Annotated in this window: 20 protein-coding genes; 10 read left to right on the top strand and 10 right to left on the bottom strand. The window is 62.7% G+C overall.

Annotated elements, in window-relative coordinates; translation table 11 throughout:
• Positions 1-5 precede the first annotated feature (5 nt).
• The 6 genes from K8U54_RS21040 (at position 6) to K8U54_RS21015 (ending at position 8,278) form a co-directional block, all read left to right on the top strand.
• Positions 6-812: an alkaline phosphatase family protein gene (locus tag K8U54_RS21040; RefSeq protein WP_249907628.1), complete on the top strand. Its 807-nt coding sequence runs from the start codon at positions 6-8 to the stop codon at positions 810-812.
• A complete protein-coding gene (locus tag K8U54_RS21035; protein WP_249907627.1) occupies positions 809-1,657 on the top strand; it encodes an ABC transporter permease in 849 nt (282 codons plus the stop codon). The genes K8U54_RS21040 and K8U54_RS21035 overlap by 4 nt, the downstream gene beginning before the upstream one ends.
• Positions 1,644-2,441, top strand: a complete 798-nt coding sequence (locus tag K8U54_RS21030; protein WP_249907626.1) for an ABC transporter permease — start codon at positions 1,644-1,646, stop codon at positions 2,439-2,441. The genes K8U54_RS21035 and K8U54_RS21030 overlap by 14 nt, the downstream gene beginning before the upstream one ends.
• The gene (locus tag K8U54_RS21025) at positions 2,438-3,424 is read left to right on the top strand and encodes an ABC transporter ATP-binding protein (RefSeq protein WP_249907625.1); all 987 of its coding nucleotides are present in this window, start codon (positions 2,438-2,440) and stop codon (positions 3,422-3,424) included. The genes K8U54_RS21030 and K8U54_RS21025 overlap by 4 nt, the downstream gene beginning before the upstream one ends.
• Positions 3,424-4,077, top strand: coding sequence for an HAD family hydrolase (locus K8U54_RS21020; RefSeq protein ID WP_249907624.1), 654 nt, complete (start codon positions 3,424-3,426; stop codon positions 4,075-4,077). Before K8U54_RS21025 ends, K8U54_RS21020 begins: the two co-directional genes overlap by 1 nt.
• 427 nt (positions 4,078-4,504) lie before the next feature.
• A complete protein-coding gene (locus tag K8U54_RS21015; protein ID WP_249907623.1) occupies positions 4,505-8,278 on the top strand; it encodes a hypothetical protein in 3,774 nt (1,257 codons plus the stop codon).
• 142 nt (positions 8,279-8,420) lie between these two features.
• Here the strand turns inward: K8U54_RS21015 and rbsD are convergent, their stop codons facing one another.
• The 6 genes from rbsD to K8U54_RS20985 are packed head-to-tail and all read right to left on the bottom strand — an operon-like array spanning position 8,421 to position 14,281.
• Entirely contained in the window at positions 8,421-8,825 is a 405-nt protein-coding gene (gene rbsD / locus K8U54_RS21010; protein ID WP_074884126.1) for a D-ribose pyranase, read from the bottom strand.
• Complete coding sequence (gene rbsK, locus K8U54_RS21005; RefSeq protein WP_249907622.1) at positions 8,822-9,730, bottom strand: ribokinase; 909 nt, start codon at positions 9,728-9,730, stop codon at positions 8,822-8,824. Before rbsK ends, rbsD begins: the two co-directional genes overlap by 4 nt.
• A gap of 14 nt (positions 9,731-9,744) precedes the next feature.
• Positions 9,745-10,776, bottom strand: coding sequence for a LacI family DNA-binding transcriptional regulator (locus tag K8U54_RS21000; protein ID WP_249907621.1), 1,032 nt, complete (start codon positions 10,774-10,776; stop codon positions 9,745-9,747).
• A 6-nt stretch (positions 10,777-10,782) separates the two neighbouring features.
• Positions 10,783-11,763, bottom strand: a complete 981-nt coding sequence (locus K8U54_RS20995; RefSeq protein ID WP_249907620.1) for an ABC transporter permease — start codon at positions 11,761-11,763, stop codon at positions 10,783-10,785.
• Complete coding sequence (locus K8U54_RS20990) at positions 11,760-13,313, bottom strand: sugar ABC transporter ATP-binding protein (protein ID WP_249910488.1); 1,554 nt, start codon at positions 13,311-13,313, stop codon at positions 11,760-11,762. Before K8U54_RS20990 ends, K8U54_RS20995 begins: the two co-directional genes overlap by 4 nt.
• An 11-nt stretch (positions 13,314-13,324) precedes the next feature.
• On the bottom strand, positions 13,325-14,281 hold the full coding sequence (locus tag K8U54_RS20985; RefSeq protein ID WP_249907619.1) for a sugar ABC transporter substrate-binding protein: 957 nt from the start codon (positions 14,279-14,281) through the stop codon (positions 13,325-13,327).
• Positions 14,282-14,550: 269 nt separating this feature from the next.
• On the opposite strand from K8U54_RS20985, the gene K8U54_RS20980 reads away from it, so the two are divergent.
• Entirely contained in the window at positions 14,551-14,961 is a 411-nt protein-coding gene (locus tag K8U54_RS20980; RefSeq protein ID WP_249907618.1) for a hypothetical protein, read from the top strand.
• A gap of 60 nt (positions 14,962-15,021) precedes the next feature.
• On the top strand, positions 15,022-15,276 hold the full coding sequence (locus K8U54_RS20975) for a hypothetical protein (RefSeq protein WP_249907617.1): 255 nt from the start codon (positions 15,022-15,024) through the stop codon (positions 15,274-15,276).
• Positions 15,277-15,292: 16 nt separating this feature from the next.
• Here the strand turns inward: K8U54_RS20975 and K8U54_RS20970 are convergent, their stop codons facing one another.
• Both K8U54_RS20970 and pdxY read right to left on the bottom strand, forming a co-directional pair.
• Positions 15,293-15,694, bottom strand: a complete 402-nt coding sequence (locus K8U54_RS20970) for a hypothetical protein (protein ID WP_249907616.1) — start codon at positions 15,692-15,694, stop codon at positions 15,293-15,295.
• Positions 15,691-16,569 carry a pyridoxal kinase PdxY gene (pdxY, locus tag K8U54_RS20965; RefSeq protein ID WP_249907615.1) on the bottom strand — a complete coding sequence of 293 codons (879 nt, stop codon included), beginning with the start codon at positions 16,567-16,569 and terminating at the stop codon, positions 15,691-15,693. Before pdxY ends, K8U54_RS20970 begins: the two co-directional genes overlap by 4 nt.
• Positions 16,570-16,686: 117 nt before the next feature.
• Between pdxY and K8U54_RS20960 the strand changes: the two genes are divergently transcribed.
• Entirely contained in the window at positions 16,687-17,205 is a 519-nt protein-coding gene (locus K8U54_RS20960; RefSeq protein ID WP_249907614.1) for an O-acetyl-ADP-ribose deacetylase, read from the top strand.
• A 1-nt stretch (position 17,206) separates the two neighbouring features.
• Here the strand turns inward: K8U54_RS20960 and K8U54_RS20955 are convergent, their stop codons facing one another.
• Positions 17,207-18,178: an aldo/keto reductase gene (locus K8U54_RS20955; RefSeq protein WP_249907613.1), complete on the bottom strand. Its 972-nt coding sequence runs from the start codon at positions 18,176-18,178 to the stop codon at positions 17,207-17,209.
• A 119-nt stretch (positions 18,179-18,297) separates the two neighbouring features.
• Complete coding sequence (locus K8U54_RS20950; protein ID WP_249907612.1) at positions 18,298-18,696, bottom strand: nuclear transport factor 2 family protein; 399 nt, start codon at positions 18,694-18,696, stop codon at positions 18,298-18,300.
• 188 nt (positions 18,697-18,884) lie between these two features.
• Between K8U54_RS20950 and K8U54_RS20945 the strand changes: the two genes are divergently transcribed.
• Positions 18,885-20,066, top strand: coding sequence for an ABC transporter substrate-binding protein (locus K8U54_RS20945; RefSeq protein ID WP_249907611.1), 1,182 nt, complete (start codon positions 18,885-18,887; stop codon positions 20,064-20,066).
• The last annotated feature ends 25 nt before the right edge of the window (positions 20,067-20,091 follow it).

The following is a 20,091-nucleotide window of genomic DNA, read 5'->3' as shown; positions in this document are numbered from 1 at the left end:
CACCCATGCCGTCCAAGGTCATCCTCGTCATTCTCGACGGCCTCAATTTCGAGGTCGCCCGGCATGCACTCGGCCACCTGCAGGCCTATCGCGCCGCTGGCCGTGCTGCGCTGTACAAACTCGAGTGCGAACTGCCGTCACTGTCGCGGCCGCTCTACGAGTGCATTCTTACCGGCGTGACGCCCATCGACAGCGGCGTGGTGCACAACAACGTGGTGCGCCTGAGCAGCGAGCGCAGCGTGTTCCATTACGCCCGCGCCGCCGGGCTGAGCACGGCGGCGGCTGCCTACCACTGGATAAGTGAGCTGTACAACCGCGCGCCCTTCGTGGCGGCACGCGACCGGCATACCAGCGATGCCGAACTGCCGATCCAGCACGGGCACTTCTACTACGCCGATCATTATCCGGATTCGCACCTGTTCGACGATGCCGAGAGCCTGCGCCTGGCGCATGCGCCGGATTTTCTGCTGGTGCACCCGATGAACATCGACGATGCCGGCCACAAGCACGGGCTGAACAGCAGCGGTTACCGCAATGCCGCGCGGGTCGCCGACATTCTGCTCGCCAACTACCTGCAAGGCTGGCTGGACGCCGGCTACCAGGTGCTGGTGACCGCCGACCACGGCATGAACGACGACCGCTCCCACAACGGCCTGCTGGCCGAAGAGCGCGAAGTGCCGCTGTTCGTGCTCGGCGAGGCCTTCAGCCTCAGCGAGGCTGCCGCGCCGAAGCAACTGGAGCTGTGCGGCACGGTCTGCGAGCTGCTCGGCGTGCCCCATGACAAACCCTCGTGCCGGGAGCTGCTGCGATGAGCGCCACCCACAGACCCAGGGGCAAATGGCTGGCCCTGCTGTGCCTGCTGCCCTTCGCGGTGTTCTTTATCGCCTTTCAGATCGCGCCATTGGCGTGGGTCGCGCTCAACAGCCTGAACACGCCGGATGGCTGGGGCCTGGGCAATTTCGAGAAGGCCTTCGCCTCCAAGTTCTACATGCAGGCGGTCAAGCACAGCCTGCAGATCGCCTTCTGGTCGAGCGTGTTCGGCATGCTCATCGCCATCATCGGCAGCTACTCGCTGCGCCAGGTGGACTCGAAACTGCGCGACTTCGTGATCGCCTTTTCCAACATGACCAGCAACTTCGCCGGCGTGCCCCTGGCCTTCGCCTTCATCATCCTGCTCGGTTTCAACGGCGCGCTGACCCTGCTGCTGATCCAGGCCGGGCTGATCGACAGCTTCAACCTGTATTCCAAGAACGGCCTGATCGTGCTCTACACCTACTTCCAGATTCCCCTCGGCGTGCTGCTGCTCTACCCGGCCTTCGATGCCCTGCGCCAGGACTGGCGCGAGTCGGCCGCGCTGCTCGGCGCCGGCACCTGGGCGTTCTGGCGGCATATCGGCCTGCCGGTACTCACGCCGGCGCTGCTCGGCACCTTCGTGATCCTGCTGGCCAATGCCCTGGGCGCCTACGCCACGGTGTATTACCTGACCACCGGCAACTTCAACGTGCTGCCGATCCGTATCGCCGCGATGATTTCCGGGGACATTTCCCTCGACCCGCACATGGCCAGCGCCCTGGCGATGATTCTGGTCGGTCTGATGGCGGCGATCACCCTCGTCCATCAGTTGCTGCTGAGGAGGAGCTACCATGTCCCGCGCTGACGCTCCAGCAGCAAGCCTTTACCACCGCCTTGTGGTCTGGCTGCTGTTCCTGATTCTGCTGCTGCCCCTGGCCGGCACCCTGCTCTACTCCCTGGCCACCAGCTGGTCGGCGACCATCCTGCCGGATGGCCTGACCTTCAAGTGGTACCTGCAGCTGTGGGGCGAGCCGCGCTTTCTAAAAGCGTTCGGCCAGTCGCTGCTGGTCTGCTTCGGCGCCCTGGCACTGTCGGTGCTGCTGATCCTGCCGCTGCTGTTCGTGGTGCATTACCACTTCCCGAAACTCGACGCGGTGATGAACGTGCTGATCCTGCTGCCGTTCGCCGTGCCGCCGGTGGTGTCCGCCGTTGGCCTGTTGCAGCTGTATGGCTCCGGCCCGCTGGCGATGGTCGGCACGCCGTGGATCCTGATCGGCTGCTACTTCACCATCGCCCTGCCATTCATGTACCGGGCAATCACCAACAACCTGCAGGCCATCAACCTGCGCGACCTGATGGACGCCGCCCACCTGCTTGGCGCCAGCACCTGGAAGGCCGCCTTTCTGGTGGTGCTGCCCAACCTGCGCAAGGGCCTGATGGTCTCGCTGTTCCTGTCGTTCAGCTTCCTGTTCGGCGAATTCGTGTTCGCCAACCTCTTGGTCGGCACGCGCTACGAAACCCTGCAGGTGTACCTCAACAACATGAAGAACAGCAGCGGCCACTTCAACAGCGCCCTGGTGATCTCCTACTTCTTTTTCGTCCTGGTGTTCACCTGGGCGGCCAATCGACTGAACAGGGACAAGGCATGAGTTTCCTGAGCATCCAGAACCTGCACAAAAGCTACGGCGGCACCGCGATCTTCAGCGACATCAACGCCGAGATTCAGCAAGGCGAATTCGTCACCCTGCTCGGCCCGTCGGGCTGCGGCAAATCCACCCTGCTGCGCTGCATCGCCGGCCTTACCGAGGTCAACGGCGGCAGGATCCTGCTCGGCGGCGAAGACCTGGTGCCGCTCGCGCCACAGAAGCGCGGCATCGGCATGGTGTTCCAGAGCTACGCGCTGTTCCCCAACATGACCGCCGCGCAGAACGTCGCCTTCGGCCTGCGCATGCAGAAGGTCGGCAAGGAAGAATCCGCCGCCCGCGTGCAGGAAGCCCTGGCGATGGTCGAGCTGGGCGACTTCGCCGGGCGCTACCCGCATCAGCTGTCCGGCGGCCAGTGCCAGCGCGTAGCCCTTGCCCGCTCGCTGGTCACCCGCCCGCGCCTGCTGCTGCTCGACGAGCCGCTGTCGGCCCTCGATGCGCGCATCCGCAAGCACCTGCGCGAGCAGATCCGCAGCATCCAGCAGGAGCTTGGCCTGACGACGATTTTCGTCACCCACGATCAGGAAGAAGCGCTGGTGATGAGCGACCGCATCTTTCTGATGAACGCCGGGCGCATCGTCCAGAGCGGCGACGCGGAAACCCTTTACACCGCGCCGGCCGACGCCTTCGCCGCCGGTTTCATCGGCAACTACAACCTGCTCGACGCGCCCACCGCCAGCCGCCTGCTCGGCCGCCCGGTGAGCAGCCAGGTGGCGATTCGCCCGGAAGCCATCGTGCTCGGCCAGGGCCCGATCAGCGCAATCATTCGCAGCCACGCCCTGCTCGGTAATATCATCCGCTACCGGGTGGACGCCGGCGGCGTGAAACTGCTGGTCGACGTGCTCAACCGCAGCGCCGACGACCTGCACGCCAACGGCCACCCCATCTCACTGGATATCGCGGCTAGCGCCGTAAAAGAGGTAGCTTGATGGCTTTGGCAATTTTCGATCTCGACGAAACCCTGATCAACGGCGACTGCGCCAGCCTGTGGAGCGAGCACATGGCCACACTGGGCTGGGTCGACGGCGAGAGCTTTATCGCCAAGGATCACCAGCTGATGGCGGCGTACGCCGAAGGCAAGCTGGCCATGGAGGACTACATGACCTTCAGCCTGTCGCCGCTGGTGGGCCGCACGCCGGAGGAAGTCGCCTTCGTGGTCGAGCCGTTCGTGGAAGACGTGATCGAGCCGATCTTCTTCAGCGACGCCACCCGCTGCCTGGCCACCCACCGAGAGGCCGGCGACCGCATCCTGATCATCTCCGCCTCGGCGCATTTTCTGGTCAGCGCCATCGCCGAACGCCTGAAAGTCGATGAGGTGCTGGCCATCGACCTGCACGAGGAATACGGCCATTACAGCGGTAAGACCGAGGGCGTGCTGACCTACCGCGAAGGCAAGGTCACCCGCCTGCATGCCTGGCTGGAAGAACAAGGCGAAAGCCTGGACGGCGCCTACTTCTACTCCGACTCGCGCAACGACCTGCCGCTGCTGCAGCGGGTCGACAAACCCCACGCGGTGAACCCCGACCCGGTGCTGCGCGAACATGCCGAGCGCGAGGGTTGGCCGATCCTGAGTTGGAGTTGAGGCAGAGGTCGATAGCCGCCAATGTGGCGGTAGCGGGCCGTTCACGATCGTGGGAGGGGCTTTAGCCCAAGCTCTTGCGCCTAGCCAGGCAAAGATCGAGGCTAAAGCAGATCGCCACCCGGCCTCCTCCACAAAAGCTTCGTTCACCTTCCGCTTTCGGCGGAGCCAGATATATTCATCGAACTCTGTCCAAGACAATGCTGTTCCGCGGGGCCGATCAGCGGTACAAGGCTGTAACGCGGGCCCCATGATCAGACCTCTATCCGCATCGTAACTCTCCATCCCGGCTTACCGTAATTGAGGGTCGCGTTTCCGGGCGACGCCTTGGCTTTTACAATGCTTTTATTCCATAAATAAGCCATCAATTAGCCTTTCCCCAATCATGAGTCGGTTGGGATGACGGAGCTCCATTTTTCTGAGGTGAAGTATGCGAGTTACAGCCTCCCATATTGTCAACTGGGCAAGTACTCAGACCAAGGAAGCGCAAACTGATCTGCCGCGCTGGGTCAGGCGGCTTTGCTTCGAGCCCGAAACGACCCGCCAACTTTCATTCCCCGCAGGTGATTCCACCTATGTACCTGGCTGGGACGGTGCTCTTTTCAGTGAGAGGGGTAATGCCTGGGTGCCGTCAGGCGCATCCCGTTGGGAAATCGGTTGCGATCAAAATGTGCTCGGCAAAGCTAACAGCGACTACCAAAAACGGACTGATCAAATATGCGAAGCAGAACGCTTGGCATGCACATTTGTCTTTGTCACTCCTCGACGCTGGACAAAAAAACTCGACTGGATAGCAGAAAAGTGCAGCAAAGGCGAATGGGCGGGTGTCCGGGCCTATGATGCAGACGATCTGGAGCAGTGGCTGGAGCAAAGCCCGGCAGTGGCTTTGCAGTTTGCCGAAGAGCTGGGATTGAGTGGTGGGGGTGTTGTAAGCCTATCCCGTTACTGGGATTCGTGGGCACGACAATGCAGCCCGCCCATCACTCCCCAAGCCCTATTTATGGACCGCACTCAAGTGTTTGACGCTCTGGGTGAAAAAATCCAGAAGACAAATACCTCGTCGGGATCAATCCCTCCGCTGGTGATACGTGCTGACAGCGTGGAAGAAGCCGTAGCCTTTGCGGTGGCGGTATTAATGGCCTCGCAAGACCATGCCATTGTAGTGACCGAACCTCAGGGATGGCGTTATGTTGAAGCGAATACGCAACTGCGCATTGCCATCGCGGCAAGGACTGAGACAGCCCTTAATCCAATATTGCGCGAAAATTTGCGGGTGATCGTGCCCCACGCCACGGGCGACTTAGTCGGCAAGCCGGAGGGTGATGAACTGGTCTTGGAGAGACCGAACATCTACGAGTTCGAGAAAGCCCTCATCGCTATCGGCATGGAGGAATCCGATGCCAAACGTTATGCCCTAAGCACCGGACGCTCCTGGACCGTACTTCGTAGACAAAGAGCCATAAACCCGGCAATCCAGCAGCCCGCTTGGCTGGTTACCTCACAGTCGGTCAGCCTGCCCCTGCTTTGCCTGCTTGGAGCATGGCATGCAGGCAATGCTGCAGATCGACAAGTAGTCGAGCGGCTGGCCGCCCGCACCTATGAAGAAATCGAGTGCGACTTACGCCAACTAGCCCGACTTGATGATGCCCCGCTGCTGAATATTGGCTCAGTATGGAAAGCAAAATCACCGCTGGAATTGCTTGACCAATGTGGTGGTCGAATCACTAGCAGCCAACTGAATCGTTTTTTTGCCATTGCGCGAGAAATGCTCTCGGCACCCGATCCTCAGCTGGAGTTACCAGAAGAAGAACGATGGATGGCACAAGTCCACGGCAAGGTTCATCCCTACTCGGAACTGTTGTTTGAGTCAGTTTGCGACTCACTCATGAAACTAGCTGTGCGCGGCTCAGAACAAGTGGGACTCCAGGCACTACACATAGAAGAGCACGTATCAGGGTTGATTCATGAGTTGCTTGATAAGGCCGATGGCCAACGCTGGCTCTCGTTAGCCTCCTATCTGCCCACCCTTGCAGAAGCTGCCCCAGATGCGTTTCTGCGTGCCGCACAGAACAGTTTGCGGATGCCCGATAGACCAGTGACAAGACTTATTACCGAAACTAGTGATTCTGGGTTTGGCGGACGCTGCTGGCACTCCGGCTTGCTTTGGGCATTGGAAACCCTCGGCTGGGCTCCGCGACGTTTGGTCCCAGTGGCCCTCATTCTGGCCCAGCTGAGCCATGTCCCAATAAAAGGAAACTGGGGTAATAAGCCTAGCGGGAGTTTGTTCGGTCTTTTTCGCTCCTGGCTGCCGCAAACCGCGGCTAGCTTGCCGGAGCGTATCAAAGTGCTCAATTTACTGATTGATAGGGATGCTGAAGCCGCTTTTCGGGTTTTGAGAAAGATTGCTGCAGGCGGCCCACAGATGGCCTTCCCCGCCCACCGACCAAAGTGGCGTGAAGACGATGCCGGGGCCGGCCGTGGCGTTACTTACGATGAAATGCATGAAATGTTGGATTTCGCCAGAGGAAAGCTACTTCAACTGAGTGAAGGCAACGCTCCTCGAATCGTCTCTTTGCTGCAAAAAACCACACTTAGAGATAGAGAGGAGCTACCCAGGGTGCTGGCGCTGATTGAGCCCTTCACCCTGCCAACAGCGAGAGATGAAGATCGGGAAATTATACGGCTTGCGCTTCGACAGATTGTTCATTGGCATCGTAACTACGACGACGCACCAGCTAACGAGTTGAATGAATGGTTGTCGCCCGCAGAAGAATGCTACGAGCTACTTGCCCCACAGGGCTTGGTCGCTCGCCATCGCTGGCTTTTCGACAGCTATTGGCCGGAGTTACCTAGCCGCGATCGTGACGACGACCCTTGCGAGCGCGGTAATGCCATAACTCAAAGGCGAGTTTCGGCATTAACCGAGATTTATCAGGCTCAACGCATGGTAGGCATTGAGAACCTAGTTGAGGTGTGCGCTGATCCCAGCACTGTCGGGGCCACATTGGCCCAGGTTGTCTGGGACGATATTTTCTGGCCAGAGTGGATTACAACGAAGGGCGAATATTTCTCTACTGGCATGCCCATGGGGCTATGTATTGCAGGCTTTCTTCAGACACTCCCTGCCCCGGCTTCGGGTGAGCTTCTTCAAGCGGTAATTGGACTAAGTAAACAGGACGGATGGCGGCCTGAAAAGTTAGCCCGGTTCTTGACTTTGGCGATACCAAATCAGGAAACCTGGCAGCTAGTCGAGGCATGTGGCCCGGAGGTTTCTGCAGCCTACTGGCAGGCTGTGCGCCTTTATCACCGAGGTAACGAAACGGATCTGGAGTTTGTGTTGGAGCGCCTCTTGGAGGCCAAACGACCACTGAGCGCGCTTAAATACTGCCAATACTCCCTCGAACAAACTGCCCCTACCCAGCTTTTTTCAGCTCTTCAGCAACTACTACATGGAGAGTTGGAGGAGGACTTAAAACTGGAGTCTTGGCACCTAGAGGACATGTTAGAACGGCTGGAGGATTCCGGTGAAATTGACAAGATGGCACTAATACATCTTGAGTTTGGGTTGTTTCCGTTTCTTCAATACGGAGGTGAGGTCAAAGCCAATGCTTTGTACGAAGGAATCATGTCAGAGCCAGAACTCTTCAAAGAGTTAATTTGTTTACTGTACAAACCAGAACATGGAGACAGAGAAGAGCCGACTGAAGCATCTAAGGCGGCTGCAGAACGAGCATGGAATATCCTGCACTCTTGCAAGCGCCTACCAGGAACTCAGCCGGATGGAAGTATTAACGGGGATATTTTTTTAAAGTTCATTAAAGAAACGCGTGATTTGTGCAGCCATGCTGATCGACCAACCATGTGCGATCAAACACTGGGACAAATCCTTGCTCATGCCCCTACAGATGAAGACGGTACTTGGCCTTTTACTCTCGTAAGAGAGCTACTTGATAGTCCTGAACTAGAGGAAATGAGGAGCGGATTCTGCATTGGTACATCGAATAAGCGGGGTGTTACCAGCCGATCACCTTGGGATGGGGGGGATCAAGAACGGACGTTGGCAACATACTTCCGTGATCAAGCGAGGCGAGTCCAATTCTCTCATCCCAATGTTGCAACAATGTTGGAGGGAATTGCTAAAAGCTACGAGCGCCATGGGAAATATGAAGATATAGAAGCCAACCTCAGAAAAGAGAGCTTCTAGCAGCCCTGTGTCTCGCCCCAGGTTTCGTAGATCCCCCAAGCTATAGAGGCCCGTCCGCTTCTGGCCGGTAGCTGCCCGTTCAGCGGCTGCAACTGCCTTGAAGCGGCCAAGTGACACGTTCAGGAAGATCCTGAACAGCTTCTTAGAAAGTCACTCCAGCAATCAGCGCAATATTGCTGTACGGCCGGCACTCACCGGTGCGGATCTGCACACGAGCCTTGGCACAGGCGGCCTTGAGTTCGTCGTGGCTGACCAGTTGCCGCTCGCCCAGCTCGCCTTCTGCGCTCAGTTTCTCGATGGCTTCGAGCGCCAGTGGCGCTACCTCCAGGGTTTCCCGGGCCAGCAGATGGCCCTGCACCTGCATCTCGCTGAGCACCACCTTGAGGGTGGTGACGAAGTCCGGCACACCGGCGGTCAGGGCCAGGTCGATGCAGGGTGTACCTGCAGGTACCGGCATGCCGGCGTCGCCAATGACGATGATGTCGCCATGGCCCAGGCGAGCGATGGCGGCGGACAGTTCGGCGTTGAGCAGCGGGGTCTTCTTCATGCGGGCAACTCGTGGCGATGGGGGATGGATGGCTGTGCACCTGGTCGGGTGACGGCCAGGGCGGCAGCCTGCTGGCCGAGGCGGATGGCGCTTTCCAGCGGCAGGCCTTCGGCCAGACCGGCAGCGAAGCCCCCTACGAAGGTGTCACCGGCGGCGGTGGTATCGACCGCTACCACAGGCTCGACCGGCAGGTGCAGATGGCGCTCGCCATCGGCGTAGAAAACGCCCTGGCTGCCGAGGGTGATCAGCACGCGACGGGCGCCATTGGCCAGCAGTTTTTCCGCGGCCTGCAGCGCGCTTTCCGGCGAGTCGACGGCGATACCGGTCAACAGCGCGGCTTCGCTCTCGTTGGGAATCAGGTAGTCGATCAGGCCGTACCAGTTCTCCGGCAGCGGTCCAACAGCGGGCGCCGGGTTGAGGATCACCGTGCGGCCCAGCGCGTGAGCGCGGGCCAAGGTGGCCTCGACCGTGGCCATGGGCACTTCCAGCTGGGCGATGACGATATCGGCTTTCTCCAGCAACCCATCATGGTCGGCCAGGCGCTCGGCGGTCATTTCGCCGTTGCCGCCAGCCGCGATGACGATGGCGTTCTGGCCAGCGTCGTCGACCAGGATCGTCGCGATGCCGGTGGCCACACCGGGCACCGTCGCCACGCCGCTGCAGTCTATGCCTTCGGCAGCCAGACCGGCGCGCAGCTCGGCGCCATTGCCGTCGTCGCCCAAGCAGCCGACCATCGCCACCCTGGCGCCGAGTCGCGCCGCAGCCACGGCCTGGTTGGCACCCTTGCCGCCGGCGGCCGTGGCAAAGCCGTGGCCGGCCAGCGTTTCGCCGCCAACCGGGAAACGCGGCGTGCGCACGATCAGGTCCATGTTCAAGCTGCCCACCACCACTACCTTCGCGTGCATTACCGGTTTTCCTCTCAATCCGCCAGAACGCTCGCGCGCTCAGGCCCGTTCAAACAGGGGGCTGCGCTGGATTCGCGCAGCACGAGGGTGGGTTCGATGAGTCGCTGTTCGGCGCTCAGGCCGGGCGTACGGATACGCTCCAGCAACCGGGCGGCGGCGGTTTCACCGAGCTGGCCGATGGATTGGCCGACGGTGGTCAATGCCGGGTGCAGGTAGCGGCTGACTTCGATGTCATCGAAACCCACCACCGAAAGCTGCTGCGGCACGCTCACCTTGCGCTCGGCAGCGGCGCGCAGCACGCCCAGGGCGATCATGTCGTTACCGGCGAAAATCGCCGTTGGCACGTCATCACCGCCCAGCAGCACCTGCGCCGCCGCATGCCCGGCCGGGCTGGTAAAAGCGCAGTCGGCTACTGGTTGCGCCTCGACTCGGGCTTCGGCCAGCGCGCGCCGATAACCGGCCGCGCGTAGCTGAACCACCTGGGTGCTGGCCGGCCCACCGATACAGGCGATACGCCGATGGCCAAGGTCGAGCAGGTGTCGCGTCGCCAGGTAGGCGCCGCGTTCGTGGTCGACCTGCACGCGATCGGCCGTCACGCCATCGAGGGAGCGGTCGACCAGCATCAGCGGCACTTTCAAACCCGCCAGCGCCTGCGCAAATGCCGCGTCGCTGGCCACGGTGGCGACGATCAGCCCGTCGATGCGCCGCTCCAGCAGCACGCGCAGGTAGCGCAGCTGCTTGTCGATGTCATCGTCGGAATTGCACAGGATCACGCTATAGCCGTTGCGCTCGGCGTGGTCCTCGATGCCGCGGGCCAGCTCGGCGAAGTACGGGTTGCTGGCGTTCGGTACCAGCAAGCCGATGGTGCCGGTGGCGCGGGCGCGCAGCGAGCGGGCCACGCCGCTGGGCACATAACCCAGCTCGGCGATGGCCGCCTCGACCTTGCTACGCACCGGCTCGCTGACCGGCCGGGTGCCGTTCACCACGTGGGACACAGTGGTGTAGGAAATACCGGCCCGGGCAGCGACGTCCTTGATGGTGGCCATGAGCGGTCAGCCCCGGCGCTTGGCGCGGTAGCTGCGGTAGGTGTCGAGAATCACCGCGATGACGATCACCGCACCGGTGATGATGCGCTTGGTCGGCTCGCTGGCGCCGATCTGCGCCAGGCCGGCAGCCAGCACGGAAATGATCAGCACACCGAAGAAGGTGCTGATCACCGAACCACGGCCGCCCATCAGGCTGGTGCCGCCGATGACCACCGCGGCAATCACCTGCAGCTCCAGGCCGGAGCCGGCATTCGGGTCGGCGGCTTCCAGACGGGAAATCTGGAACAGCGCCGCCAGGCCGGCGAGCAGGCCCATCAGGGCGAACACCGAGATCTTGTACGGCTTCGGGTTGATACCGGCCAGGCGTACCGCTTCCTCGTTGGTGCCGATGGCCACCAGGTAGCGACCGAACACGGTGCGGGTCAGCAGCAGGTGCGCGGCAGCGATCACCAGCAGGGCGATCACGAACGACGGCGAGATACCGGCGGCGAACGGCGTCGACAGCCAGGCGTAGGCGTCGCCGATATAGGCGGTGCGCGAGTCGGTGAGCTGGTAGGCCAGGCCACGGGCCATCTCCAGCACGCCGAGGGACACGATGAACGACGGAATGCCCCAGGCCACGGTGATGATCCCGGTGACGCTGCCGGCCAACGCCGCGCAGGCCATACCCAGCAGCGCCGCGGGCAGGATGCCCCAACCAAAGCCAAGGGTCGCCACGCTGACCACGGCAGCGGCCAGCGCCAGCACCGAGCCGACGGACAGGTCGATGCCGCCGATGATCAAAATCAGCGTCATGCCCACCGCCAGCACCATAAGATCGGGGATCTGGTTGGCCAGGGTGGTGAAGGTCGAGTAGGACAGGAAATGGCTGCTCAGCGATGAGAACAGCACGATCATCGCCAGCAACGCGCCAGCCAGGCCGAGGTAGGTGCCCAGGCCCTGGTGCGTGCCACTGCGCTTGGTGGGCGTGGCGGACGGAGTGGTCATTGGCAAAGCTCCTGTAACGGTGGTGCGACATCGCCGATCAGGGCTTCGCGGCTGCGGTAGCCGGCAAAGGCGGCAGCCAGCAGACGATCCTGGCTCCAGTCGTCGCGGTCGAATGTTTCGATAAGGCGGCCAGCGGACAGCACGCCGATACGGTCGCAGATCAGCATCAGCTCACGCAGGTCGCTGGAGACCACCACCAGAGCCTTGCCCTGGCGCGCCAGCTCACCGAGCAGGCCATAGATTTCGAACTTGGCGCCAACGTCGATGCCGCGGGTCGGCTCGTCGAACAGCAGCACCTGGCAGTCGCGCTCCAGCCAGCGGCCGATGACCACCTTCTGCTGGTTGCCGCCGGACAACTCGGCAACCGCCTGATGGGCCCCGTTGCAGCGAATGCGCATGGCATCGATCTGCCGCTGCGCCAGGGCCTGCTCCGCCGCCGGGCGCATCACGCCATGCATGGACACCGCCGGCATATTGCCCAGTGCCAGGTTGGCGGCAATCGGCTGGCCGAGCAGCAGGCCTTCGCCCTTGCGGTCTTCGGTGATCAAGGCAATGCCATGGCCCACCGCTTCGGCAGGCGAACGCACGCGCACCGGCACCGGCGGATTGCCGATGGCTACCTGGCCGCTGTCAGCCGGGTCGGCGCCATAGATCAGCCGCAGCAGTTCGGTACGGCCAGCGCCGATCAACCCGGAAATGCCGTAGATCTCCCCTGCCCGCACGCTGAACGACACGTCGTCGACCTTGCCGCGGCGGCACAGATGGCTGACCTGCAACAGCGGCGCACCAATCTTGCGCTCGCCCAGGTCGATGGCTTCGCCGACATCGCGGCCGACCATCAGGGTCACCAGCTCGTCGCTTGAGTAGCGGTCGATAGGCTCCACCGCCACCAGTTGGCCGTCACGCAGCACGGCAACGCGCTGCGCCACTTTCGCCAGCTCTTCCAGGCGGTGGGAGATGTACACGATGGCCACACCGGCGTCGCGCAGGCGCTGGATCTGCTCGAACAGCAGATCGACCTCGCGGGCGGTGAGCATCGCCGTTGGCTCGTCGAGCACCAGCACGCGGCAGTCGCCAATCAGGTTACGGGCGATCTCGACCATCTGCTGATGGCCAACGCCCAGCGCTGCCACCGGGGTATCCGGGTCGATGGCCTCCAGGCCGACCCGCGCCATGGCCTCGCGCGCCATCTCGCGCAGGCGGCCACGGGAAATCCAGCCGCCACGGCTGGGCAAGTTGTCGAGAAACAGGTTCTCGGCCACGGTCAGCGTCGGCAGCAGGTTGAGCTCCTGCAACACCATGCGCACACCGAGGCGCTCGGCCTCGCGGCGGCTGGCCGGCGCATAGGGCTGGCCGAGAAAGCTCAGGGAGCCGGTAGTCGGTTGTTCCAGCCCACAGAAAATCTTCGAAAGGGTACTTTTGCCGGCGCCGTTCTCGCCGGTCAGCGCCAGCACTTCACCGGCGCGCAACTCCAGCTCGACCCCGCCCAGCACAGGCTGGACATAGGTCTTGCCGATATTGCGGGCGGCGAGAACGGTCTCGCCGGCCACTGCTGCTTGGGTCACGGTTTGGTCACGAGTTCGACCGGGGTTTCGATCACGCCGTCTTTGGCGCCGGTGGGCTCACCCTTGACCAACTTGAGCGCCGCTTCGATGCCGAACACCGCCTGGCGCGCCGCGAACTGGTCGGCGGTGGCGAGTACGCGACCGTCCTTGAGCATCGGCTTGATGGCGTTGATGTTGTCGTAGCCGACCACCTGCACCTGATCCTTCTTGCCAGCGGCACGCACGGCCGAGACCGCGCCGAGTGCCATGCTGTCGTTGCCGGCCAGCAGCGCTTTCAGATCCGGGTATTCGTTGAGCATGGCCGAGGCCACGGCGTTGCCACGGTCGATTTCCCAGTTGCCCGACTGCACGCCGACGATCTTCATGCCGGCCGCTTCCATCGCGTCCTTGAAGCCTGCGGTGCGCTGCTGAGCGTTGGTGGTGGTGGAAACGCCTTCGATGATGCCGACTTCGTCACCGGCCTTGAGCTTGTTCTGCGCCAGGTATTCTCCGACCAGGCGTGCGCCCTTGCGGTTGTCCGGGCCTACGAACGGCACGTCCAGGCCTTTGCTCTTCACCACTTCAGGGTCGAGGCGGTTGTCGATGTTGACGACCTTGATACCGGCATCGCTGGCCTTCTTGATCACCGGCACCAAGGCCTTGGAGTCGGCCGGGGCGATAACCAGGGCATCGACCTTGGCAACGATCATCTGCTCGACGATACGGATCTGCGCCGAGGTATCGGTTTCGTCCTTGATGCCGTTGGCGATCAATTCGAACTGAGCGGGGTTTTCTTTCTGGTAGGCCTTGGCGCCATCTTCCATGGTGCGGAAGAACTCGTTGGCGAGGGACTTCATGACCAGCGCAACGCGAGGCGGTTCGCCTTCGGCGGCATGGGCACTGGAGAGACTGACGAGGGCAGCGGCGCCGAGGGCAATGGCGGCGCAGAGACGGGCAGGACGGAAACCGGACATGGGCGAACTCCGTGGTTATTGTCGTTGTTATAAATGCGCAAACGTTTGCGTGGGCATAAAATTATGAAATGGCCGATGGATTGTCAAATTTTCGCTCAGCGCGAATGTGACCTGAGCCCGCTTCATCGAAAAACCACAAGTGCTCCGCAAGCTGGCTTGCATGGCGAACTTTTCGCTACCATGGCCGTCAACTGACGCCGCCACTGTGGCTGCAAAGTTGGGGCGTAGCACCGCCCTCCATGGATGTGTCTCGATCAAGGAATATCATCGTGCTCAACCCCCTTCTGCTGGGCGTCGGCCTCGCTGCCCTGCTCGCCGGCTGCTCCAGTAACCCCACCCGACCGCTGGACCAGCGCCTGCTTGGCGATTGGCAAGGCATGCGCGACAAGCATGGGCCCTGCCAGTTCTTTGTCTGGAATTCGAGCTTCGCTGCCGACGGCCGCTTCAAGATCAGTTTCTTTGCCGATGAGCAGAGAACGCGCCTGATCCAGACCGAACAAGGCACCTGGACGGCCCACGACGGCAAGAACCACCTGACCACCGACGGCGTGAAGACCACCGAGGTGTACGACTATCGCTTCGTCGATGCGGACACCGTCGAGTACGTCAACATCAACGCCGACCCGACCGCCGATTGTCAGGCCGACTACCGCTTTACCGAGCACCGCGTCGGTCGCTGAAATGCCGGGCGCTACCGGCCCATGTCGGCAGTGCCCCACCTCACTTCAAGGATGAAAGCCATGAAACACCTGATCGCATTGCTCGGCGCCGTCACCCTGCTCACCGGCTGCATGACCTTGTCCGGCACTTACCAGCTTTCGCTGCAGGATGCCAAAGGCCAGCCGCTGTCCCAAAACATCAACATTACAGCCCAAGGCAGTGGTATCTACACCGTGCGCAACGCGATGTGCTCGGCCCACCCTGGGGCCACGGTGATCATCCGGGATCTCAAGAGCGGCGAAGAGCTGAAGAGCGAAAGCCCGTACAAGTGCTGATGGGCAACGCGGTGGGTCATTCGATACCGATGCGGTATTCCACGGCCCGCCGCTCTTTCCCACCATGGGAAGAGGAAAACACCACCGAGTCCTCCCCCGCCTTGTGGCCCGCCAGATAGACGAAGCGGTCCACCTTGGCAATATCCCCGTCGACCTCGTACTCACGCTTCCAGCGGCCCAGCCTGGGCGTGCTGTTACCCATTTTCTCCACTGGCACCCAGAGGTTCATGCGCGTCCTGCGACCCTCTTCGCTGAGGTGATCGAGGATCACGCAGCGCTCGCCGGGCTTGACCCGCACCGGGATGACGAAATTGCCATGGGTCTGGTCGCGAACCGCCGCCGCGGTATCCACCTCACAGGCCATGCTCTGCAGGCTGATCGACAGCAGCGCCGCTGCGCAGCATGCAGAGCGCTTCATGGGCTCACCACTTCGCTGGCTTCATAGCGCTGCGCCGGCTCGACGATCTGCTCCTGGGCGCTCACCAGCGGCAGATCACGGGAACCTTCAGCGGTGGCGCCTACCAGGGCGTACAGCGTTGCAGTCGCCAGCTCCAGGGCCTGGGGCAAGGCATGGCCGGACAGCAAGCGCGCCAGCAGGGTGGCCGAGAACACGTCGCCCATGCCGTTGGGCAGCGGATGCAGCGCCAGCCGCGGTGTGTTGACCAGCCAGGCGCCCTCGCCATTGACCGCCAGAGTGCACAGCTGATCGGCTGGAATGTCCGGGGTGGCCAGGCTGGTGATCACCACCACGTCCGGCCCGCGGCCACGCAGCTGACGGGCCACCCGCACCGCTTCGTCGACGCTGCCCAGCTTGCTGCCGGTCAGCAGCTCGAACTCGAACTGGTTGGGGGTGATGATGTTGGCGCAGGGAATCGCCAGGTTGCGCAGGAAGTCCGGAATCGCCGCGTTGACGAACACGCCACGGCCGACATCGCCCATCACCGGATCGCACAGGTAGCGCACGCCCGGGTTGTCACGGCGGATCTCGTCCACCGCCTCGAGAATCACCGCACCGATGGCCGCATCCCCCAGGTAGCCGGACAGCACTGCCGAAACCCGGGACAGCGCACCGCGATCACGCAAGCCGGCAAGCACTTCACGGATATGCTCGGCATCGAATACCTGGCCGCGGAACTGGCCATAGCCGGTGTGGTTGGAAAACTGCACCGTATGCACCGGCAATACTTCGAAGCCCAGGCGCTGCAACGGGAACACGGCGGCGTCATTGCCGACATGACCGAGGGCGACGTGGGACTGGATGGACAGCACCAGAGGTGGGGTGGTAGCGCTCATGGGAAGGCGGGATCCTGTCATGGACGGCGCGAGGCCAGTGCCGGCATTATTCGCCAATCCCCCCAGAGATTCCACGGCAAACGGAATGCCCATGCGACTCGTCGAGGAGTGCTACCAATGACCGCCGACATACACGCCATCCAGGCCGATATCACCACGCTGCAGGTCGATGCCATCGTCAATGCCGCCAACTCCTCGCTGCTTGGCGGCGGCGGCGTGGACGGCGCCATTCACCGCGCCGCGGGCAGCGAACTGCTGCATGAATGCCGGCTGCTCGGTGGCTGCCAGACGGGCGAGGCCAAGCGTACGGGGGGCTACCGATTGCCGGCCTCGTCCATCATTCATACCGTGGGGCCGGTCTGGCGTGGCGGCGATCAGGGTGAAGCCGCCCTGCTCGGCGCCTGCTACCGCAACTCGCTGCGCGTAGCCGAGCAAAGCGGCGCCCGTTCCATCGCCTTTCCCAGCATCAGCACCGGCATCTACGGCTACCCGATCGAAGCGGCTGCGCGCCTGGCGGTGGCCACCGTTCGTGAAGCGCTGGCTCGGCATCCGGGGATCGACAGCGTGCTGTTCTGCTGCTTCTCGGCCAGCGACCTGGCGGTTTACCAACAAGCCCTGGCCGAACTGCCGCGCTGAATCAGCGCGGCAGTGGCGCCTCCTCCGGCACGATGCCCTGTTCACGCAGCGCCTGCCAGAAGTCTGCCGGAATACCGGCCTGAAGCTGAGCCACGTACTGTGCGGGGCGAGCCGGTGTGGCGCTGCCGGGAATGACCGACTGCACCACCGGATGGGCCAGGCAGAATTGCAGCGCCGCCGCGCGGATATCGACCCCGAATCGCTCGCCCAGCAGGCGCAGTCGCTCGGTCTTGCGGCGCACCTCATCAGGGATGCGGTCATATTCGAAGTGGTCACCGCCGGCCAGCACCCCCGAGTTGAACGGCCCGCCGACCACGATGCCGACGTCACGCGCGGCGCATTCGGGGAACAGGGTTTCCAGCGCTTGGCGATGGTCGAGCAGCGTATAGCGGCCCGCCAGCAGGAACAGGTCCGGGTCGGACTGCTCCAGGGCCAGGCGACAGGGCTCGACCAGATTCACGCCCAGCCCCCAGCCACCGATCATGCCCTCCTCGCGCATGCGCGTGAGCGCCACCGCGGCGCCCTGCATGGCCTCGGCGAAGTAGTCGCGCCACTTGGGGCCATGCTGGTCTTCGGAAACGTCGTGGATGAACACCACATCGAGCCGGTCCACGCCGAGGCGTTCCAGGCTGCTCTCGATCGAGCGCCGGGCACCGTCTGCCGAGTAATCGATCACCCGGCGGTTGGGCAACTCATGGGTGAACGGCTTGGCGTTCTCGGGCTGTTCGGCTGGCTGCAACAGCCGGCCGACCTTGCTGCTCAGTACGAATTCGTCGCGCGGCTTGCCGGCGAGGAATTTTCCGAAGCGTTGTTCCGACAACCCCGCGCCGTAATGGGGAGAGGTGTCGTAATAGCGAATGCCGGCCTGCCAGGCGGCGTCCAGGGTGGCCTGGGCCTGATCGTCGGGCACCGCCTTGAACATGTTGCCGAGCGGTGCGCCACCGAAACCGAGGGTTGGGAGCTGGATACGCATGCTGCCTCCTGATCGTGGGTGTGTCTGTTGGGGACAGACACCCACGGCCATTCGTTCGGCCTTTCCGCCCGGCAGCGGCCTTTCGGACGCGCACGCGCTTGATTCAGCCAGCGGTGCGGTCAGGCCTTGGCGATCTCCGGCGTCAGCAGCCACTCGGCGCTGTCGTTCCAGACGTCCATGCGGGTGATCTTGCCGTTGCGCACCTCGAAACGATCCAGATAGCGGTTGCCGGAAAAGCTGCTGCCATCCGGCCACTCGCCATACAGCGTGCCGTTGGAATAGACGACGGTATGGTCATCGCGCTCGGTCCAGTCGAACTGGCCGAGGGCCTTTTTCACCCAGGCGTAACGCGAGCCGTTGAAGGCGGTGATGTGCTGGGGCGTGGGCATGTGGCGCCCGCCGGTAAAGGTGATGCGCACGTCATCACTCATATAGGTGGCGGCCTTGACCGGATCTGGCGCCATGGACGCTGCCAGAAAATCGCTAACAATCTGCACCGCCTCGTTCATCTCGCTCATGACCTGCTCTCCTGCTTCATTGGTTGTGCCTAGGCACCAGGTGTGCCTGTAAGTGGTGCGACACGCACGCTATTCGTGCATATCTGCTGTGGTCTGTGCGGGATAACCGCCCTAGGACCAGTCTGCGCGTTATGGCACCAGGCTTGCTAGCAAATTATATACGAATGCTAGCAATCAGGAGAAAGGACATGCGCAACCCGTTTCCCCCATTACGCCGCCTGCTGCCCAGCGCGGCGGCTGCCGGCCTTGCCATGGCACTGAGCACGGCGGCGCACGCCGAGGAACCGATCAAGGTCGGTCTGGTGGCTGCCCTCTCCGGGCAGTCGGCGAAATCCGGCGAGGCGCTTACCCGCGGGCTGACGGTGGCGATCGACGAGATCAACGCCAAGGGCGGCGTCCTCGGCCGCCCGGTGCAGCTGATCCGTCGTGACGACGAGAGCAACCCGGCCAAAGGCATGCTGGCCGCCCGCGAACTGGCCCAGCGGGAAAAGGTCAGCGTGCTGTTCGGCGGCCTCGATACGCCGGTGTCCCTGGCCATCGTGCCGCTGGCCAACCAGCTGAAGGTACCGTTCATGGGCATCTGGGCCGCGGGCACCAAGATCACCGAGAACGGCGCAGCGGACAATTACGTGTTCCGCGTGTCGGCGGTGGACGAGCTGGTCGATGAAGCGCTGGTCGAGTACGGCGTGAAGAAAGGCATGAAGAAACCTGGGATGATCCTGATCAACAATCCCTGGGGCGAATCCAACGAAATCGGCTTCAAGGACGCCCTGGCCAAACGCGGTATGGATTACGCCGGCGTCGAGCGTATCGAAGACAGTGACCTCGACGTGGTGCCGCAGCTCACCCGCCTGAAGAATGCCGGCACCGACACCCTGCTGATGGTCGGCAACGTCGGCCCCTCGGCCCAGGTGGTCAAGTCCCTCGATCGCATGGGCTGGGACGTGCCGGTGGTGTCCCACTGGGGCCCGGCAGGCGGCCGCTTCAGCGAGCTGGCCGGCCCGAATGCCAGCCGCGTGCACTTCATCCAGACCTACGTGTTCACCGAGCACAACAGCGCCAAGGGCGACAGCGTGCTGGCTGCCCTCAAGCAGCGCTATCCGGAGATCAAGAGCCTGGCCGACGTGACCCCGGCCGTGGGCATCGCCAACGCCTACGACGCCATGCACCTGGCCGCCGCGGCCATCGAGAAGGCCGGCGATACCCAGGGCAGCAAAGTGCGCGATGGCTTCTACGGGATCGACAGCTACCAGGGCCTGATCAAGGACTACACCAGGCCCTTTACCCCGACCAAGCACGACGCCCTGGGCCCGGACGACTACGTCTTCACCCACTTCGTCGACGGCCGCATCGTTCCGCTCGCCCCCTGAAGCCGTGAACGGGCAGGCCCTGGCG

Source organism: Pseudomonas fulva, from assembly GCF_023517795.1.
GTDB classification, from domain to species: Bacteria; Pseudomonadota; Gammaproteobacteria; order Pseudomonadales; family Pseudomonadaceae; genus Aquipseudomonas; species Aquipseudomonas fulva_D.
The sequence above is the reverse complement of the archived record's forward strand: the minus strand, read 5'-3'. Positions and strand labels throughout refer to the sequence as shown.

Bases quoted from the DNA above. Each gene is read 5' to 3' on its own strand.
- K8U54_RS21040 (WP_249907628.1), top strand. From the start codon at position 6: ATGCCGTCCAAGGTCATCCTCGTCATTCTCGACGGCCTCAATTTCGAG.
- K8U54_RS21035 (WP_249907627.1), top strand. From the start codon at position 809: ATGAGCGCCACCCACAGACCCAGGGGCAAATGGCTGGCCCTGCTGTGC.
- K8U54_RS21030 (WP_249907626.1), top strand. From the start codon at position 1,644: ATGTCCCGCGCTGACGCTCCAGCAGCAAGCCTTTACCACCGCCTTGTG.
- K8U54_RS21025 (WP_249907625.1), top strand. From the start codon at position 2,438: ATGAGTTTCCTGAGCATCCAGAACCTGCACAAAAGCTACGGCGGCACC.
- K8U54_RS21020 (WP_249907624.1), top strand. From the start codon at position 3,424: ATGGCTTTGGCAATTTTCGATCTCGACGAAACCCTGATCAACGGCGAC.
- K8U54_RS21015 (WP_249907623.1), top strand. From the start codon at position 4,505: ATGCGAGTTACAGCCTCCCATATTGTCAACTGGGCAAGTACTCAGACC.
- rbsD (WP_074884126.1), bottom strand. From the start codon at position 8,825: ATGAAGAAGACCCCGCTGCTCAACGCCGAACTGTCCGCCGCCATCGCT.
- rbsK (WP_249907622.1), bottom strand. From the start codon at position 9,730: ATGCACGCGAAGGTAGTGGTGGTGGGCAGCTTGAACATGGACCTGATC.
- K8U54_RS21000 (WP_249907621.1), bottom strand. From the start codon at position 10,776: ATGGCCACCATCAAGGACGTCGCTGCCCGGGCCGGTATTTCCTACACC.
- K8U54_RS20995 (WP_249907620.1), bottom strand. From the start codon at position 11,763: ATGACCACTCCGTCCGCCACGCCCACCAAGCGCAGTGGCACGCACCAG.
- K8U54_RS20985 (WP_249907619.1), bottom strand. From the start codon at position 14,281: ATGTCCGGTTTCCGTCCTGCCCGTCTCTGCGCCGCCATTGCCCTCGGC.
- K8U54_RS20975 (WP_249907617.1), top strand. From the start codon at position 15,022: ATGAAACACCTGATCGCATTGCTCGGCGCCGTCACCCTGCTCACCGGC.
- K8U54_RS20970 (WP_249907616.1), bottom strand. From the start codon at position 15,694: ATGAAGCGCTCTGCATGCTGCGCAGCGGCGCTGCTGTCGATCAGCCTG.
- pdxY (WP_249907615.1), bottom strand. From the start codon at position 16,569: ATGAGCGCTACCACCCCACCTCTGGTGCTGTCCATCCAGTCCCACGTC.
- K8U54_RS20960 (WP_249907614.1), top strand. From the start codon at position 16,687: ATGACCGCCGACATACACGCCATCCAGGCCGATATCACCACGCTGCAG.
- K8U54_RS20955 (WP_249907613.1), bottom strand. From the start codon at position 18,178: ATGCGTATCCAGCTCCCAACCCTCGGTTTCGGTGGCGCACCGCTCGGC.
- K8U54_RS20950 (WP_249907612.1), bottom strand. From the start codon at position 18,696: ATGAGCGAGATGAACGAGGCGGTGCAGATTGTTAGCGATTTTCTGGCA.
- K8U54_RS20945 (WP_249907611.1), top strand. From the start codon at position 18,885: ATGCGCAACCCGTTTCCCCCATTACGCCGCCTGCTGCCCAGCGCGGCG.